This is a genomic window from Shewanella sp. c952, assembly GCF_019654975.1.
GTDB lineage: Bacteria > Pseudomonadota > Gammaproteobacteria > Enterobacterales > Shewanellaceae > Shewanella.
The window spans coordinates 232,178-247,545 of sequence record NZ_BPEW01000002.1; the positions used below are offsets into that span (position 1 = coordinate 232,178).

Consider the following 15,368-nt stretch of genomic DNA (forward strand, 5'->3'; position numbering starts at 1 on the left):
ACTAGCACAGTGAAGCACCGAAGGCTATAATTAACGACTTGCGCGGCTGTTTTTTGCCCGTCGTTTTAACTGTTTCCCAACTTGGATGATATCTATGGATCATACTCCGCAGTCGCAACTTAAATTGTTGCTTGCCAAAGGTAAAGAGCAAGGTTACTTAACCTACGCAGAAGTGAACGATCACCTACCTGCAGACATGGTCGACTCTGACCAGATCGAAGATATTATCCAGATGATCAATGACATGGGTATTCGAGTCTATGAACAGGCTCCGGATGCTGATGAAATCATGATGTCTGAAGACAGCACCGATGACGATGCTGCAGAAGAAGCTGCTGCCGCATTAGCGACAGTGGAAGCTGAATTAGGTCGTACTACTGACCCAGTGCGCATGTACATGCGTGAAATGGGTACGGTTGAGCTACTGACCCGTGAAGGTGAGATTGTTATCGCCAAGCGTATTGAAGAAGGGATCAACACGGTTCAAGCTTCAGTTGCTGAATACCCGCAAGCAATTGCAATGATCCTAGAGCAGTTTGATCGCTTCGAAGCCGAGGAAGTTAGACTATCTGACATCATCTCTGGTTTCATCGATCCAAATGCAGAAGATGTTGCGCCTACTGCTACTCACGTGGGTTCTGAACTGTCTGATGAAGAATTAGATGATGAAGACGATGACGATGATGAAGACGAAGAAGAGGAAGGTCCAAAAGGTCCAGATCCTGAAGAAGCTAAAGAGAAATTTACTACGCTTCGTCTAGCTCATGAAAGAGCACTTGAAATCATCTCAGTCAAAGGTCGTGGTCATCCAGAGTCTACCGTAGCCCTTTTTGAAATCGGCGAGATCTTCAAAGAGTTCCGCTTGATGCCTAAGCAGTTTGACCGCTTAGTAAAAAGCATGCGCGCAATGATGGACAAAGTTCGCGTTCAAGAGCGTTTGATCATGAAGCTTTGTGTTGAACAAGCGAAAATGCCTAAGAAAAACTTCGTTAAGGTATATACCAGTAACGAAAGTAGCATCGAATGGTTCAATGAAGAGCTAGCATCGGGCAAGCCATACGCAGAAGGCCTTAAAATGGTCGATTTCGATGTTCAGCGTTGCCGTGCAAAGCTTGACGCGATTGAAACTGAAACAGGTCTCGCCATTGGCGCGATTAAAGATATCAACCGTCGTATGTCTATCGGTGAAGCGAAAGCGCGCCGAGCAAAGAAAGAGATGGTCGAAGCGAACTTACGTCTAGTAATTTCGATTGCTAAAAAGTACACCAACCGTGGCCTACAGTTCTTGGATCTCATTCAAGAAGGTAACATTGGTCTAATGAAAGCGGTAGATAAGTTCGAATACCGTCGTGGTTATAAGTTCTCAACTTATGCGACATGGTGGATCCGTCAGGCAATTACTCGTTCTATTGCTGACCAAGCAAGAACAATTCGTATCCCAGTACATATGATAGAGACGATCAACAAGCTAAACCGTATCTCTCGTCAAATGCTACAAGAGATGGGTCGTGAGCCATCACCTGAAGAGCTTGCTGAGCGCATGTTAATGCCTGAAGACAAGATCCGTAAGGTATTGAAGATTGCTAAAGAGCCAATCTCAATGGAAACACCAATTGGTGACGATGAAGATTCGCACTTAGGTGACTTTATCGAAGATACGACGCTTGAGTTACCACTAGACTCTGCGACTGGCGAAAGCTTACGTAATGCAACACACGAAGTTCTTGCAGGCCTAACCGCCCGTGAAGCGAAAGTATTGCGTATGCGTTTTGGTATCGACATGAACACCGACCACACGTTAGAAGAAGTGGGTAAGCAGTTTGATGTAACGCGTGAGCGTATTCGTCAAATTGAAGCTAAAGCGCTACGTAAGTTGCGTCACCCTTCTCGCTCAGAGATTTTGAAGTCGTTCTTAGACGAGTAGTCTTAGCAAAGAGACGAGTAGTCTTAAATAAAGAGACGAGTAGTCTTTAGCTAGATTCAAAACTCATTGAAAAAGCTGCCTAATGGCAGCTTTTTTGTTTCTGCGCTTACGAATCGACTTAATATTGATTAACAGATAAGCAGTTGAACCATTAGAGTTAAAAACAGCGAAAAACTCAGGTGACAAGCGCATTTAAACCTCGTATACTTCTTTTCGCTTTCGGTAGTGACGACTATCCTAAGTCGGCCCCTTAGCTCAGTTGGTTAGAGCATACGACTCATAATCGTCAGGTCCCCAGTTCGAGTCTGGGAGGGGCCACCAATTTATGATGAGCCGCTTGAATTTATTCAAGCGGCTTTTTCATGTCAAAAATTTAAATGACTCTCCCCCTTACGTTCATAGATAACATCATCGTCATCAACTCATGCAGTTCGAGTCTGGGAAGGGCCATCAATTAAAAACGAAGAAGCCTACCTTGTGTAGGCTTTTTTATGTCTTAAATTTAATCCAAGCATCATGCTAATTCTCGCAGTTCAAACGAAAAATAGGCTATTAGTCTCAGCAGTTTTTTATCGGCTAGTGATTACAATCAAAGCGACACTTTTATCCCATTCATATGTGGGTGTTCTGCGAGAGCTAACATAGCCAAATCCTCATGGGTGTCGCCGTAGGCAAAGACTTCGCTATAGTCGGTTAGACAAAACTGTTGCTGTACTTTGATTGCTTTCATCTCACAACTGCAATCCCCAGCCTGATAACGACCGCTGTAGTGACCCTGCTCTACGGCCATTTGGCTGCAGATTAACCTTATTCCCATAGATTCACACCAAGGCTGTAAGTAAAGGTCGAGAGATGCCGACACCAATACCACCTCAGTACCGTCTGCTTGATGCTTTTCGAGCACAGACAGCATTTCAGCTCGCAGAGAATTTGGAATTGTCTCCTTTGCGTATTGCTTACCAAGTGCGGTAACCGTTTTTATGTCTCGCCCTACAAAAGCACAATAGCTCACCAGTGGCCGGAGCTTACGTGCAGGAATAATGCCCAATCGGTAGAGTATGTATAACGGAGAAAGGAAAATAGAGCCAAGAAACAAACGTATAGGAGTGGCCGAATAAAGGATGAATCGAGTGTACATATCATGATGGGTTAGTGTGCCATCAAAATCAAATAGGGCTAGCTTCAAACAATACTCCTTTTAACTCGCGAGAGTTACTCAGTAACTTTATCTCGTTTAACCATTGATATCCACCCACTAAAAAGGGCTGCAAAGCAGCCCTTTTTTCAGGTAAAAGTTAGCCTATGACTCAGCAACAACTTTACGTTTCTGATGGGCAAGTATCAGCCCAATTAAACAGATAACACCAACTGCAATACCCACTGGCTGGCTCATCTCTTGTGGTAAACCAAGACCTATACCTGCGGTCATAATGTAAGACACTGTCACACAGGTACCAATGATGGCAGGTAAGCTGACTATCCAATGGAAAGTTCCGCGATCAAACAGATACTTAGTTGCCAACCACAATACACTGGTCGATAACAACATATTAGAGAATGCGAAGTAACGCCAGATCAATGAGAAATCAATTTTAGTCATGAAGTACGCAATGATTAGAATTGGAATGGCTAACAATAGACGGTTACGCATACTTTGCGGGATCTTAAACGCATCAGTAATAGTCAGTCGCAAAGAACGGAATGCTGTATCACCTGAGGTAATCGGGAAAATCGCCACTGCGATAATCGCCATGATACCACCAGCAACCCCAAGGTAAGTTGTGGCAACTTGGTTTACAACAAGGCCTGGGCCGCCCGCATCGAGAATGCTCTTAAGCTCTACATAGCCACCTGGGAATGCTGCAATACCAGCCAATGCCCATACACACGCTACGATGCCTTCAGACATCATCGCACCATAATAAACAGGGCGAACGTATTTCTCATTGGTTAAACAACGAGCCATGATTGGCGCTTGAGTAGAGTGAAAACCACTGATAGCACCACAAGTAATAGTCACAAACAGTAGCGGCCATACAGGTAAACCATCAGGATTTGGCGCCAATAGGTCATTGTTATAATGGCTATGATCGAAATAGGCAAAAATATCGCCGACTTCAGGCAGTTGCGGCGCACTCACTAACAAGCCTATTGCGATAGAGACTGTCATAACTATCATCAATAAGCCGAACAGCGGATAAAGCTTAGTGATGATTTTATCGATAGGAAGCATGGTTGCAAAAAAGTAGTAACCAAGGATCACCAACACCCAAAAGGTGTTATTGGCAAAAATGGTTCCCTCGAAGTAATCTAAGCTACTTAGCAACCCTGCAGGGCTCATGATAAAGACCACTCCGACGAAGAACAGCAACATCGCGGTGAATATTAACATTACGCCTTTAAAATAAATATTGAAGTAGTGCCCTGCAATTTCAGGCAGACTTTTACCATCCTCTTTGATACTCAGCACGCCTGAGAAGTAGTCGTGTACTGCACCACCAATAATGTTACCCAATACAATCCAAACCAAAGCGATTGGGCCATATAATGCACCTAAGATAGGACCAAAGATTGGTCCGACACCGGCGACATTAAGAAACTGAATAAGGTAAGCTTTAACCGGATGAACTTTTACGTAGTCCACACCGTCATCAAAACGCGTTTGAGGGGTTTTTGCTTTAGGATCAATGCCAGCTTGTTTCTCTACAAAAGGGCTGTAGAACTTATAAGCTAGCAATAGTAATCCAATGCAAATAAAGAAAATAAGCATGTTTTGTTAATCCGTATTTTGTAGGGTAATTATTGTTATCCAAGTGTCAATCACATCGATTCTACGGTCAAGTAACAATGTGTTATACCAAAGTAGGGTTCGCATGTTTGCTTTTTTAAAGTAGGAGATTTTACAGCTTGGCTGCAAGCGGAGAACATTACCGACGTCTAATTAACAAATCCTGCAAAAACGCAGAGTTAGTATGTGTTCAACTCCTCTCCATTCTCTTCGGTAATAATTGACTTATGCCCATGGTATGGACCGAATCAATGATGTTGTCATTAGAAAAATAATCGAACAAAAAAACAGCTGAGAGTACCTTTTAACAATCAAGTTCACTTTCTAACGCCAACCAGCAGCATTTCTATAGCAATAGCTTTTGGAAATTCAACATAACTTAAGCTCGTTGGATATACCTGTTAAGTCGAGCGCCCTCGCCTTAACGGACACAGCTATCGGAGTTAGCTCCGCAAATAAGCGCAGACTTTATCGCTTCGATCATCTCTCGTCTCAATAAGGCATTTCTCTATCCATAAAAATAGGATAGATTGAGTTGTATCAATCGTAATAGAGAATGTATAAACAGATGAAACAAAAGAGCATATTAGTAAAAAGCTACTTTGCTAAAATTGAAACCGATAAGCGGCAGCAGATGTGGGAAGCAAAACCCAAGACCACTGATTGGGAATATTCTAGCTGTAAAGTGGATTCACAAAGGCTTAATGACGATCTGCAGCAAGCTATTGAGTCTCTTAACGCACAAGGTTATAAAGTGGTGCAAATCACCCCCATCACCTCTGGCGACTTCCACTTTAGCGATCACTTAAGCGATCCGCACCTATTGGGCAATGGAGTGACCACCGAGGGCGGCTACGGTTACGGGTTTTCCTACACAGATAGCTTAGTCATTTTGGCTGAACAGGTAGTGTCTGAAATTGAAACACTCCCTACAGAAGAACCTACGATTATGTCAGAGGATGTGATTGTCGTTGATTAATCCGAATTGAGATTAGGTGTTAAACGTTCTGAAATAAGAACTCTAGTGTAAATGTGATAATGACTTGATGAATACGCTCAGAGACAGCATCTTCTTTGCTCCAGTTATATTCAGGGGTCACTGAGTAAAATAACCAATCACGGGCAAAGTTCTGTCGATAAGTAAAACCGACACTTGCATTTTGAATATAGTAGTAAGGCTCATCGACACTGTGTATTGCCCCTTGGTAACTAATCGCCTGAGTGTTACTAATATATTGATAAAGCTGCACACTTGATCCCAACTCCCAACCATTTCCGCGGTTCTCATATTGCGCAGCACCACTCCAGCGCAGCAGGAAGGTCTCATTAAATGAGTGCTCGACATCCAAACCACTAGACTGCCCGGTAACCTTTTTTTCTTGATAGAGTTTTTGGGTAAAGCGGGCAACGGTATTATCTGAAAACGGATAGGCATAACGCCACCTTGCTTCAACTTTTGGCTTTAAATTGGCTTGAATATTAAAACTGCTTCGCCCTTTGGCATACCAGTCATAACGCAGACCAACTTCGCGCTCTCGCTCTGTGTTTGGCGCTTTCGATGCCGCAAAGAGATCATCTTCCTCCGTCGAACCTAAAATGAGTTTAAGACGTTTATTAACACCAGGAAGATTTAGGCGAGCCTTGAAGTTAGCTCTGTATTTGAAACTTTCTTTCTCATAAAACGAAAAGTCGTTGTACCAACGAATGACTGTGCCTGCTCGCGCATCCTCTTCTATACGATCGTCAACAAAGAAGCTATCGAACCAGATAGCCGGCTGGCAAAATTTGGTATTGAGGTAATCAAATGCTCGATCTATTGCTTGGTGTTGCTGCGAGACACTATGGCAAGGAGCATCGTCCTCTATTTGAGTACTAGCAGGTGGCAGTTTAGAGGCCGCGACTTCAGTCTGCTCATCAGAGGGCAGTGTTGATGCCTTTTGTCGCTCAGACGACTGTTCTGCGGCGAATACGGGGACCAATGCCAATAAGCTAACAATAAGAACTGCGACAACGATTTGGGATGGAGACGACAAGCAATTCGCTCACTGATAAAGGGTGTTGCCCAATAGTAACACTAGCCACATTTGGGCTACAGTGATTTAACTAAAAACAAAGTTTGTAGCGACACAGCTTCGACCCGTGTTTTTAAAACGAAAAAAAGCAGGAATAAAAGAATTTTCCTGCTTGGAAGGGAGCGTTTGCAGCCAACGAGTATGGTGTAATGACACCGCTTACACTCGTTGCCGCATTAACTAGAAGTGCTTAATATTTTGCTTGGAAGGTTAACCAAAGCTTATCGGTATCATTTGAGAAGCTATACCCCTCATCAGCACCGCTAAAGCTTGCGTATTTAACGCCTAGGCTGTAGTGCTTCGCAAATGGATAAGTTGCAGCAACGCCCCATTCTTTACCCATATCGATATCGCCAAAATCAGAATCGAACTTGTGGTATTTAGCGAGTAACTTTAAGCCCGCTACCTTAGCTGTCAAAACAACATGGGCGTCAACAAGACCATTTTCCCAGTTACCTTTACCACCGAATAGGAACTTATCTGTCCAACCGTTAAAAGCGTGTAGCGTTGCTAATGGAGTGATAAAGCCAGCTTTACCATCATCAGAGCCTAGTACTTCGTAACCGGCTTTGAAGCCAAAGGCATCTAGGTTAATACCTGCGCCCAACTTGTAGTAACTTGCACTGTAGCTAACTGGGTTATCACCCGCTTCAGATTGCTGTGCAAACTCAGCTTCGTAGCTCAACTTAAGTGCATCTAGCTTAATGTCGCCCGTTGCACGAACACCATAAGTGTCTGTAGAAAAAGCGGCGACATCTTGGTTATCAATTAGGTAACCGTAACCAGTAATTTTGGCGAAATCTAGACCTGAATAGTTAATGTTAACTAGGTTCGTTTCGTTTTCATGCTCTTCTTTACCTGAGCCTTCAGGGAAGATACGGTTAACTGTAGCCACGTAAGCGTAATATGCAGTCAAGCCTTCGATGGCGGTATTTTTTACCGAAAATGCATCATAAGTTTGCTCATTCTGACGGAAACCTACACCACCAACAAAACGTTGGTTATCAAGCAAAATACGTTGGCGACCAAATTTAGCCAATGTTTCAGCTGGTCCTTTATAACCAATAAAACCTTGGTTAATTTGGGTGTACGCATAGTCAGCAATTAGCGGCTCGTTATCTGTTGAGCGAACGTCATCAATTTCCGCTACAGCGAACAAATTATAGATATCACCAGTTTGGTAATTTAAACGGGTACGTAAAGTTGTTTGGTTTTCTTGATCAACATTGGCAACATCAACATCTTCATAACGAAGACGGAATTGAACTTTAACTTTTGAGTCATCAATGAATGCTTTCTTAAGAGGGTCAACGGTGTCGGCGGCGACAGCGCTAGAAGCTAAACTTGCAAGTACGGCTAACGTTAGGGCATGGACTTTCATTTATTGTAATCCTTTTGTTTCATCATTCTCACAAAAGGTTATAAAGCTGAAAACAGTTTGAAAACTTGATCTAGAACAATGTTACTAAATGATTACAACCTTGTATCCATAACTGTGAGCAAGATCATTAACACCTACTAATTTAGAGGTACCTATAAATAGGTATTTATTTCATTTTTCTTAAATTTATATTTCTAATTCAGATAAATGCAAAGCAGATAAAATACAGGCTGGAGCTGAAATATGTGGATAAAAATACCTTAAAGAGACGATAAACTCGACACTATTTCTACTCATTTATTACATTATAGGCAACTATAAATGGCCAAATAACCATTGCTAAATAGGTAAGATGCTTACTATCACACCTCAGTGTTATCCAGTTAAATGGTAAAACAGAGCTTACCTACTATCACCAAGCATGATTAACCTGTTCTGCTGAAGCCATTAATACTTTGCAGATAAGCACCATGATCTTCACCTTGAAATTCATCTTAGTATTAGCTTTAATTAACCCGTTAAATCGAGTTTATTAATATCTAATTAAAGGGGTTTTTATGTTAGGCGAAGATCATTCTCTGCTCCATGAGTTTCCTGAGTACCAAGCTGTCATTACCAAGCTTTGTCAAAGTGATAGCGCATTTACAAAAGATGCTAAACATTACGATGCACTAGATAAAGAGATCCGCGAGTTAGAGCTCAACGGCGCCCCGATAGATGATGAAGCGATGCATCAACTCAAGCATGATCGTGCTGAGCTTAAAGATGCACTATTCCAGCGGCTGTCGAGCCAGTAATCGAAATCAATAACAAAGCATAATGATTAAGGCTAAAGCTAAATTATTAGGAGCTGTTGATCTTTAGAGCTTAGTTTTCGTTCGATTCTTTACCGTAAGGAATCATTATTTTAGTACAAGGCTTGAGCGATGCTGCTTAGCTGGCTAAGCGAAAGCTCGTAACGCATTCTTGTCATAAAAGAATAAAAGCATTGAAACGAACCCGAAGGGCCGCACTTCTTGGCTATTTTGACTGTGTTGTAGGTTATTTGTGGAAAATGACTAAACGACATGGGCTCCGCTTTGTCAAAATAGCCAATAAACTGCGGCAAAAACAACCGTAAAAGGTCAACAGCCGCTAGATTCTTTAATCAAAAAACACCTAAACCAACACTTTTACAACTAAATAAACACAACTGTTTCACCCTGTTAAATAACCTGTTATCTTTGCCGCGCATATTTAGAAAGGATACCAAACATGTCGCTGCAAAAATCATCACCACTTTCATTTTTAAAATCAATTTCAATAGCAAAATTTTTGCCAATACTGCTAATTATCATAGCCTTATTTAACTCCTATTTTATTGTTATCGAGGGCCATGTCGGCGTGGTAAAACGCTTTGGTGAAGCCAAAGGCCAACAAAATCCAGGCTTACACTTTAAAATTCCATTTATCGAAACGGTCGAGTTAATCGAAGTACGTACCCGTAAGAATGCTGAGAAAATGGCATCAAGCACCAAAGAACAGATGCCGGTCACTATTGAAGTGTCTGTCAACTGGACCGTCAACAAAGAAGCCGCGTTAGATCTGTTTAAACGATATGGTGGCCTCACTCAGTTTGAACAACGTATTCTTGACCCACGTTTTCGTTCTGCGACAAAAGACACTATCCCGCAGTTTGAAGCGGAGCAGCTTATCCAAGACCGAGCCAGTGCAATTCAAGGCATCGAGCGTCGCTTAGCTGAAGAGATGGAAGGCTTCCCTGTCGTGGTTGATAATATCCAGATTGAAAATATTGTCTTACCGCAGAAGTACATCAACTCGATTGAGATAAAACAAACAGAGAAGAACTTAGCCGCCGCAGAAGAGCACAAACTTGAGCGTCAACGCCTAGAAGCACTTCGCGCAGTAAACACTGCCGACGCTCAAGCTAAAGGGATACTTAAAATTGCAGAGGCTGAAGCACAGTCAATACTGCTAAAAGGTAAAGCTGAGGCACAAGCAATTGAAGCCAAAGCTAAGGCGCTTAAGAATAACCCGTTAATTGTAAAACTTACCGAAGCACAAGCGTGGGATGGCAAACTGCCAAGCACCATGATGGGTGACGGTGTTATGCCAATTATGGATATAAGAGACGATAGTAAATAAAACTAATCAGTATCAACTCTACTTAACGTACAACGGGGCCTAATGGCCCCGTTTTTGTTTCGAATATGCAATCAAATGCAAACCAGTCAACTAGCCCCGCTAACAGCCAACTTCGTTTAACAGCTATTTCAAGAAAACTGACACAGCACCGATAATCCTCAACTAACACTCCTCAGTGGGCTAATGATGTTCATTGCAGATATACCCGTGCTAGCTGAAGATGCAGGATTCACTAGGAGTTTAATGGAGGATAGCGACAATATTAACAAGCTAAAAAGAAACCCTTGCGCCCATTATCCTGTGCAAGAAAACCATAGCACTGGACGCTACAGAGTGTGCTTATAAGCTATAGAGCAAATTTCAATAGATCGGGCTAAGCTTATTGACCTAGTGAATGGACTCCTAAAGCTCGAGCATAACGCAATCATATTGGTCATGCCGTGATTGGTGCGAATAATAACTGCAATATCATTGCGATTAAGCTTTTTACAGTAGTCACTAACATCACCGCCACTCACTATTATCAATTTTTAATTGATAATAATTCAAAAGTTAAGCTGTTTTTGTTTTGAATACTTAGCGCTAATATGCACCCCATAGTCGAACACGTAACAAATTCGATGCCGAGATTAGATTTGAATCACAGGAGTTCAGCATGACCAAGCTCACCGTTGTAGCTAATATAATAGCCAATAAGGACAGTATTGATTTCGTCAAAGCAGAGTTAATCAAGCTTATTGAGGTGACTCGTGCAGAAGCGGGTTGCATTAATTATGACCTGCACCAAGATAATGAAAATCCAGCTCACTTCGTATTTTATGAAAACTGGCAAAGCCGTGAACATCTTCAGACTCATCTGGCTAATAGCCATATAGCAGATTACGTTGCAGCCACCGAAGGTCGAGTGGAACTGTTTACGATCAATGAAATGACACACATTGCCTAATACACTTTAGCCTAATTCCCCCAATTTTTAGTGGTGCTAAATCACTAGCATCATAAGGAAACAAACATGACACACCCAATTATTACTGATTTAGAGAACCGTTACACAGCAAAGAGATATGACGCATCAAAACGCGTTCCTCAGGCCGAACTTGATGTAATTTATGAGGCTATGCGTTTATCCGCTTCATCAATTAACTCTCAGCCTTGGAAGTTTATTGTGATTGAGAGCGATGCAGCTAAGCAACGTATGCACGACACATTTGCTAATAAATTTCAGTTTAATCAGCCGCACATGAAATCAGCATCACACATTATTTTGTTTGCTCACAACCCACATTACACCCGCGACGATTACGCTAAAGTGGTTGATAAAGGTATTGAAGACGGTCGTACGAAACCTGAAGAAAGAGAGCAAGCTTTTGGTGGCTTTGCTTTTGCTGAGATCAATACTGACGAGACTGGTAACACTGCAACTTGGACTAAATCTCAAACTTACTTAGCGCTGGGTAACACTTTGCATGTATTAGCTCGTCTTGGCATCGACTCTACCACAATGGAAGGCGTAGACAGTGAGCTTATCGGTGAGAATTTTAAAGATGAGTTAGATGGTTATGTCTGTGAGGTTGCACTGGCTATTGGTTATCACCATGCTGATGAAGACTACAATGCAGCACTGCCAAAATCACGCTTGAGCGCTGAAGCAGTGATGACGGTTATCTAATTAAACCGTTATTCAATGGACAAGTGACCATTGCTAAATAACCCCATAATGCCGTACATACTTGGTCGTATGTACGGCATTTTTTATAACACTACGACTGATTCGATACCATAATTGTTCACTGCTCATCCAATTCTTAGCCTAAAGCCTTCACAGCGCAAAATTTGACAATTTATCGCCTAACTCATGATTGATTAAAGTTAGCTTTGTGTTACTTTCCCTTTGTTTTTTAATGATTAAACTCAAAACTGGTTAGATGAAGGTTGCCTAGCAACCACTAAGGGAAATAGACGTTATGATATCATCGAAGTTAACCACCTACATTTTAAGCGTTACGCTAGTAGCATTAAGTGGCTGCGCCCTCTCACCCAAAAATGTTAGTGACATTCAATTTAAAGATCCAAACTTTGCACACTGTATTGCACAAACAAAAATGGCAGTGTTGTCAGACATTACCGAGCTCAACTGCTCGGATAGACAGATCACCCATGTCGACGAAATTCGTTACATGCCGGCACTTACTGACCTCGATTTAATGAATAATGAATTGGCAGAGTTTGATACAACACTCCGCCCCAACCTTCAGCGTTTAAATCTACAAGGCAATAAGCTTTCCAATATCAATTTGAGCAACAGCCCTGAGCTCACTTTCCTCAATATCTCTAACAATAAAATAAGCAACATCGATGTAGGCCAAAATTCAAAGCTGATTAGCCTTTATGCCTACAAACTGCCACTTACCCAAATTGATGTTTCTGCTCAATCAAAATTAAGAGATCTAGGCTTAAGCAAACATAAGCTAACTAATATCGATCTATCTAATAATCCGCAACTACAAAGCCTCAATTTATCTGTTGGCACACTGGATAATATCGACTTAACTCATAATGCCAAATTGAGCCACGTCTACCTTGCGAGTAATCAGCTGACACAAATAGACGTTAGCCAAAACCCGAAATTGATACAGCTATCTGTTAGAAATAATCAATTGAATGAGCTCGATTTAAGCCGTAATGCACAACTGGTGACACTCAAAGCAGACTACAACAAAATTGAAGATGTTTTGTTTAGCGCTGAGCCGCTGATTACTGAGCTTGAGATCAACAATAATCGACTCACCGTATTAGATACTTCTGCATTCGCGCACTTAGATAAACTGACCGCTTTCAATAACCCATTACAGCTACTGAAGGTCAATCACGCGCAACCGCCAAAGGTGCTCTCTATTGAGGGCACACCCTACGCATTATCGAATCAAGCACAAACTAACGAGCGCACGATTTCTAATCTACTATCGCCACGAGTGAGTATTTTAGAGGCTGGGTTAATCAGCCAAGATGGCAATCAATACAATATTTTTTCGAGCCAGTTAGTGCTGCCGTCTTTAGGCCAATATATAGGGTATCGTTATTCGGTAACCCTACCGAAAAATGCCAAAGGACAGATAGCTCCCGAGCTCGTCAATCAGGCGCAATTCCCTATAACGGTGCGTATGACACACCCAGAAATTGTTGACCCTAAAAGTGGTAAAGGCTTCACCACATCAAGCTGGACAGACACTATGCTCAAGCATAATCGTAATTTGGCAATGTGGTATTTTGGCGACAAACATGAGCTGGTCAGCGGCCGCTGGACACTCGATATTCTTTACCGTAACTCAGTCATAGCAACCAAGTCGTTTATGTTGGTGAATATGGATGAAGAACCAAAACAAAAGCCGCAGAAAAATGTCACCTTCGCTGATTTAATTAGCAATGGTCAACATTATCTATGCACGGATAAAAAGTACCGGAGCTGTTTAGGCTTCAGCGATAGCAGCCACTGCGAAACAAGCCTTCAGCCTTTTAAAGCCCAATGTCAGCAAAGTGCGATAAAAGCAGTTCAAAAGCTAAGGCGTAGGCCTATGAATACTCAGCTTAAAGCTTTCTTTAGCCACCTTACCGCCTGTATGGGTGACAAATATATTCAAACAAGCAAACTTGTACCACAACAAGTTGGTAGCTGCTTAAGTAATTAAACGACTATTTAGCGCAAACAACTTGCCACAATATCAATAGCCCGCTCTGTGCGGGCTTTATTATAACTACAGATAAAAACTGCTAGCTGCATCACGCTCCTTTACACTTCTTTAATTGAACTTGTAACTGAGTTTAATTACCATTCTCAACTTCAAAGTTTACTTATTTATCTGCAACAACTTCCAGATAGAAATAAAGCCTTTTAACAAAAAAGTAAGCTATTAGCCGTAGTTGTCTTGCGCTTATATTTTGCCAAGACCGATTTGAGATCTTAACAATGAATGTCGTTCCCGCTTTAAAATGGTTCCACAATTGGGTTGGTTTTTTTATTAGCATTACTATGCTAACTGTATTAACAACAGGCGTTTACCTTGGCAGTATCGACATGTTCAAACGCCTTGATGACAAAGGACAACAATACGCGCCACTGTCTATTGAGCGAAAAGCAGAGGTGACAAATACACTGTTTGAACGCTATCCAGAAATAAGCTCAGTTCGCTTTCCCACTGAGCACACCCCATATATTCAAGCTGGTGCAAGGGGCACAACAATAGCGTTAGATAGTGAGCTCAATGAGCTGTCTATTCGCAAGTTTTCTGAAATGCCAATGTATAGCACCGTTTTCTGGTTACACAGAAACTTCTTAATGGGTGACTTTGGTAAGTACCTCAATGCTTGGGCATCAATGATTGGTGCGGTTATCACCTTAGTGGGGATCTATCTATGGTGGCGAGTGCGTAAAGGTTTTCGCCTAAAACAAAGTCTCCCTAAAGATACTCGTTCAAGTAGCTTGTTAAAAAGCCACATTCAACTCGGATTGTTTATCTCTGTGCCTCTATTCGTTTTGTGTTTAAGTGGCTTTTTAATCACTTATAAAGGTTTGTGGTTCGGCGCATTAAAACCAAGCTCGAACATAGAAATTAGCTACCCTAAAAGCCAAGCTAAAGATTGGCCAAGCCAATTACAAACCGCGCAAAACATTTGGCCTGACTCTCTACTCGTTGCAGTCAGTAAAGATCGCGCTAAAAAGCCAAAAGAGGGAGAACCAGCAGCGGAACCTAGCTATAGCATCCAGTTCGATAGCCATAGCGACGTGTGGTTACGTAATGCAGACAGGATCAGTATCAATCACGCCGAAGGCACCATTAAATCGGCTTTAAAGCACAGCGACAGGCCACTTTCAGCCCGAGTAGCCAGTTTTGTAAGACCGTTGCACGACGCGCTTAATATGCCTTTTGGTTACGTTGTATTTATTACGAGTGTGTCATTGGTTGGCTGCATGATGCTAATGTTTAGTGCACTCACTTTCTATCGACGTATATTTAAGAAAAAACGTAGCTAGTTCTCTAATAACGACTGGGTAATTGTTAG

General features: G+C 41.9%; 12 protein-coding genes and 1 tRNA gene. 9 read left to right on the forward strand and 4 right to left on the reverse strand.

The annotated features are described in order from the left end of the window. Window positions 1-94 precede the first annotated feature (94 nt). Entirely contained in the window at window positions 95-1,924 is a 1,830-nt protein-coding gene (gene rpoD / locus K5R16_RS02830) for an RNA polymerase sigma factor RpoD (RefSeq protein WP_220736036.1), read from the forward strand. Window positions 1,925-2,168: 244 nt separating this feature from the next. After that, window positions 2,169-2,245: transfer RNA gene (locus tag K5R16_RS02835), tRNA-Ile, on the forward strand. A gap of 268 nt (window positions 2,246-2,513) precedes the next feature. Here the strand turns inward: K5R16_RS02835 and K5R16_RS02840 are convergent. Continuing rightward, window positions 2,514-3,110 carry an HAD family hydrolase gene (locus tag K5R16_RS02840; protein ID WP_220736037.1) on the reverse strand — a complete coding sequence of 199 codons (597 nt, stop codon included), beginning with the start codon at window positions 3,108-3,110 and terminating at the stop codon, window positions 2,514-2,516. A 114-nt stretch (window positions 3,111-3,224) separates the two neighbouring features. Continuing rightward, window positions 3,225-4,694 (reverse strand): carbon starvation protein A, encoded by a 1,470-nt coding sequence (locus K5R16_RS02845; protein ID WP_220736038.1) that lies wholly within the window; start codon window positions 4,692-4,694, stop codon window positions 3,225-3,227. Between the two features lie 586 nt (window positions 4,695-5,280). Here K5R16_RS02845 and K5R16_RS02850 point away from each other — a divergent pair. Continuing rightward, the gene (locus K5R16_RS02850) at window positions 5,281-5,691 is read left to right on the forward strand and encodes a hypothetical protein (protein ID WP_259649749.1); all 411 of its coding nucleotides are present in this window, start codon (window positions 5,281-5,283) and stop codon (window positions 5,689-5,691) included. A gap of 19 nt (window positions 5,692-5,710) precedes the next feature. Here K5R16_RS02850 and K5R16_RS02855 read toward each other — a convergent pair whose 3' ends face one another. Both K5R16_RS02855 and K5R16_RS02860 read right to left on the reverse strand, forming a co-directional pair. Further along, window positions 5,711-6,745, reverse strand: coding sequence for a hypothetical protein (locus K5R16_RS02855; protein WP_259649750.1), 1,035 nt, complete (start codon window positions 6,743-6,745; stop codon window positions 5,711-5,713). Window positions 6,746-6,974: 229 nt separating this feature from the next. Beyond that, the gene (locus K5R16_RS02860) at window positions 6,975-8,165 is read right to left on the reverse strand and encodes an alginate export family protein (RefSeq protein ID WP_220736039.1); all 1,191 of its coding nucleotides are present in this window, start codon (window positions 8,163-8,165) and stop codon (window positions 6,975-6,977) included. Between the two features lie 557 nt (window positions 8,166-8,722). On the opposite strand from K5R16_RS02860, the gene K5R16_RS02865 reads away from it, so the two are divergent. The 6 genes from K5R16_RS02865 (at window position 8,723) to K5R16_RS02890 (ending at window position 15,339) form a co-directional block, all read left to right on the forward strand. Next, window positions 8,723-8,962, forward strand: a complete 240-nt coding sequence (locus tag K5R16_RS02865; protein ID WP_220736040.1) for a YdcH family protein — start codon at window positions 8,723-8,725, stop codon at window positions 8,960-8,962. Between the two features lie 457 nt (window positions 8,963-9,419). After that, a complete protein-coding gene (locus K5R16_RS02870) occupies window positions 9,420-10,310 on the forward strand; it encodes a prohibitin family protein (protein WP_220736041.1) in 891 nt (296 codons plus the stop codon). Between the two features lie 655 nt (window positions 10,311-10,965). Further along, window positions 10,966-11,256 (forward strand): putative quinol monooxygenase, encoded by a 291-nt coding sequence (locus tag K5R16_RS02875; protein WP_220736042.1) that lies wholly within the window; start codon window positions 10,966-10,968, stop codon window positions 11,254-11,256. A gap of 66 nt (window positions 11,257-11,322) precedes the next feature. After that, a complete protein-coding gene (locus K5R16_RS02880) occupies window positions 11,323-11,979 on the forward strand; it encodes a nitroreductase family protein (protein ID WP_220736043.1) in 657 nt (218 codons plus the stop codon). Window positions 11,980-12,274: 295 nt separating this feature from the next. Next, window positions 12,275-13,996, forward strand: coding sequence for a DUF3859 domain-containing protein (locus K5R16_RS02885; protein WP_220736044.1), 1,722 nt, complete (start codon window positions 12,275-12,277; stop codon window positions 13,994-13,996). A 278-nt stretch (window positions 13,997-14,274) separates the two neighbouring features. Then, on the forward strand, window positions 14,275-15,339 hold the full coding sequence (locus K5R16_RS02890) for a PepSY domain-containing protein (protein ID WP_259649751.1): 1,065 nt from the start codon (window positions 14,275-14,277) through the stop codon (window positions 15,337-15,339). Window positions 15,340-15,368: the final 29 nt, after the last annotated feature.

Coding starts and splice junctions, on each gene's coding strand:
- rpoD (WP_220736036.1), top strand. CDS start 95: ATGGATCATACTCCGCAGTCGCAACTTAAATTGTTGCTTGCCAAAGGT.
- K5R16_RS02845 (WP_220736038.1), bottom strand. CDS start 4,694: ATGCTTATTTTCTTTATTTGCATTGGATTACTATTGCTAGCTTATAAG.
- K5R16_RS02850 (WP_259649749.1), top strand. CDS start 5,281: ATGAAACAAAAGAGCATATTAGTAAAAAGCTACTTTGCTAAAATTGAA.
- K5R16_RS02860 (WP_220736039.1), bottom strand. CDS start 8,165: ATGAAAGTCCATGCCCTAACGTTAGCCGTACTTGCAAGTTTAGCTTCT.
- K5R16_RS02865 (WP_220736040.1), top strand. CDS start 8,723: ATGTTAGGCGAAGATCATTCTCTGCTCCATGAGTTTCCTGAGTACCAA.
- K5R16_RS02870 (WP_220736041.1), top strand. CDS start 9,420: ATGTCGCTGCAAAAATCATCACCACTTTCATTTTTAAAATCAATTTCA.
- K5R16_RS02875 (WP_220736042.1), top strand. CDS start 10,966: ATGACCAAGCTCACCGTTGTAGCTAATATAATAGCCAATAAGGACAGT.
- K5R16_RS02880 (WP_220736043.1), top strand. CDS start 11,323: ATGACACACCCAATTATTACTGATTTAGAGAACCGTTACACAGCAAAG.
- K5R16_RS02885 (WP_220736044.1), top strand. CDS start 12,275: ATGATATCATCGAAGTTAACCACCTACATTTTAAGCGTTACGCTAGTA.
- K5R16_RS02890 (WP_259649751.1), top strand. CDS start 14,275: ATGAATGTCGTTCCCGCTTTAAAATGGTTCCACAATTGGGTTGGTTTT.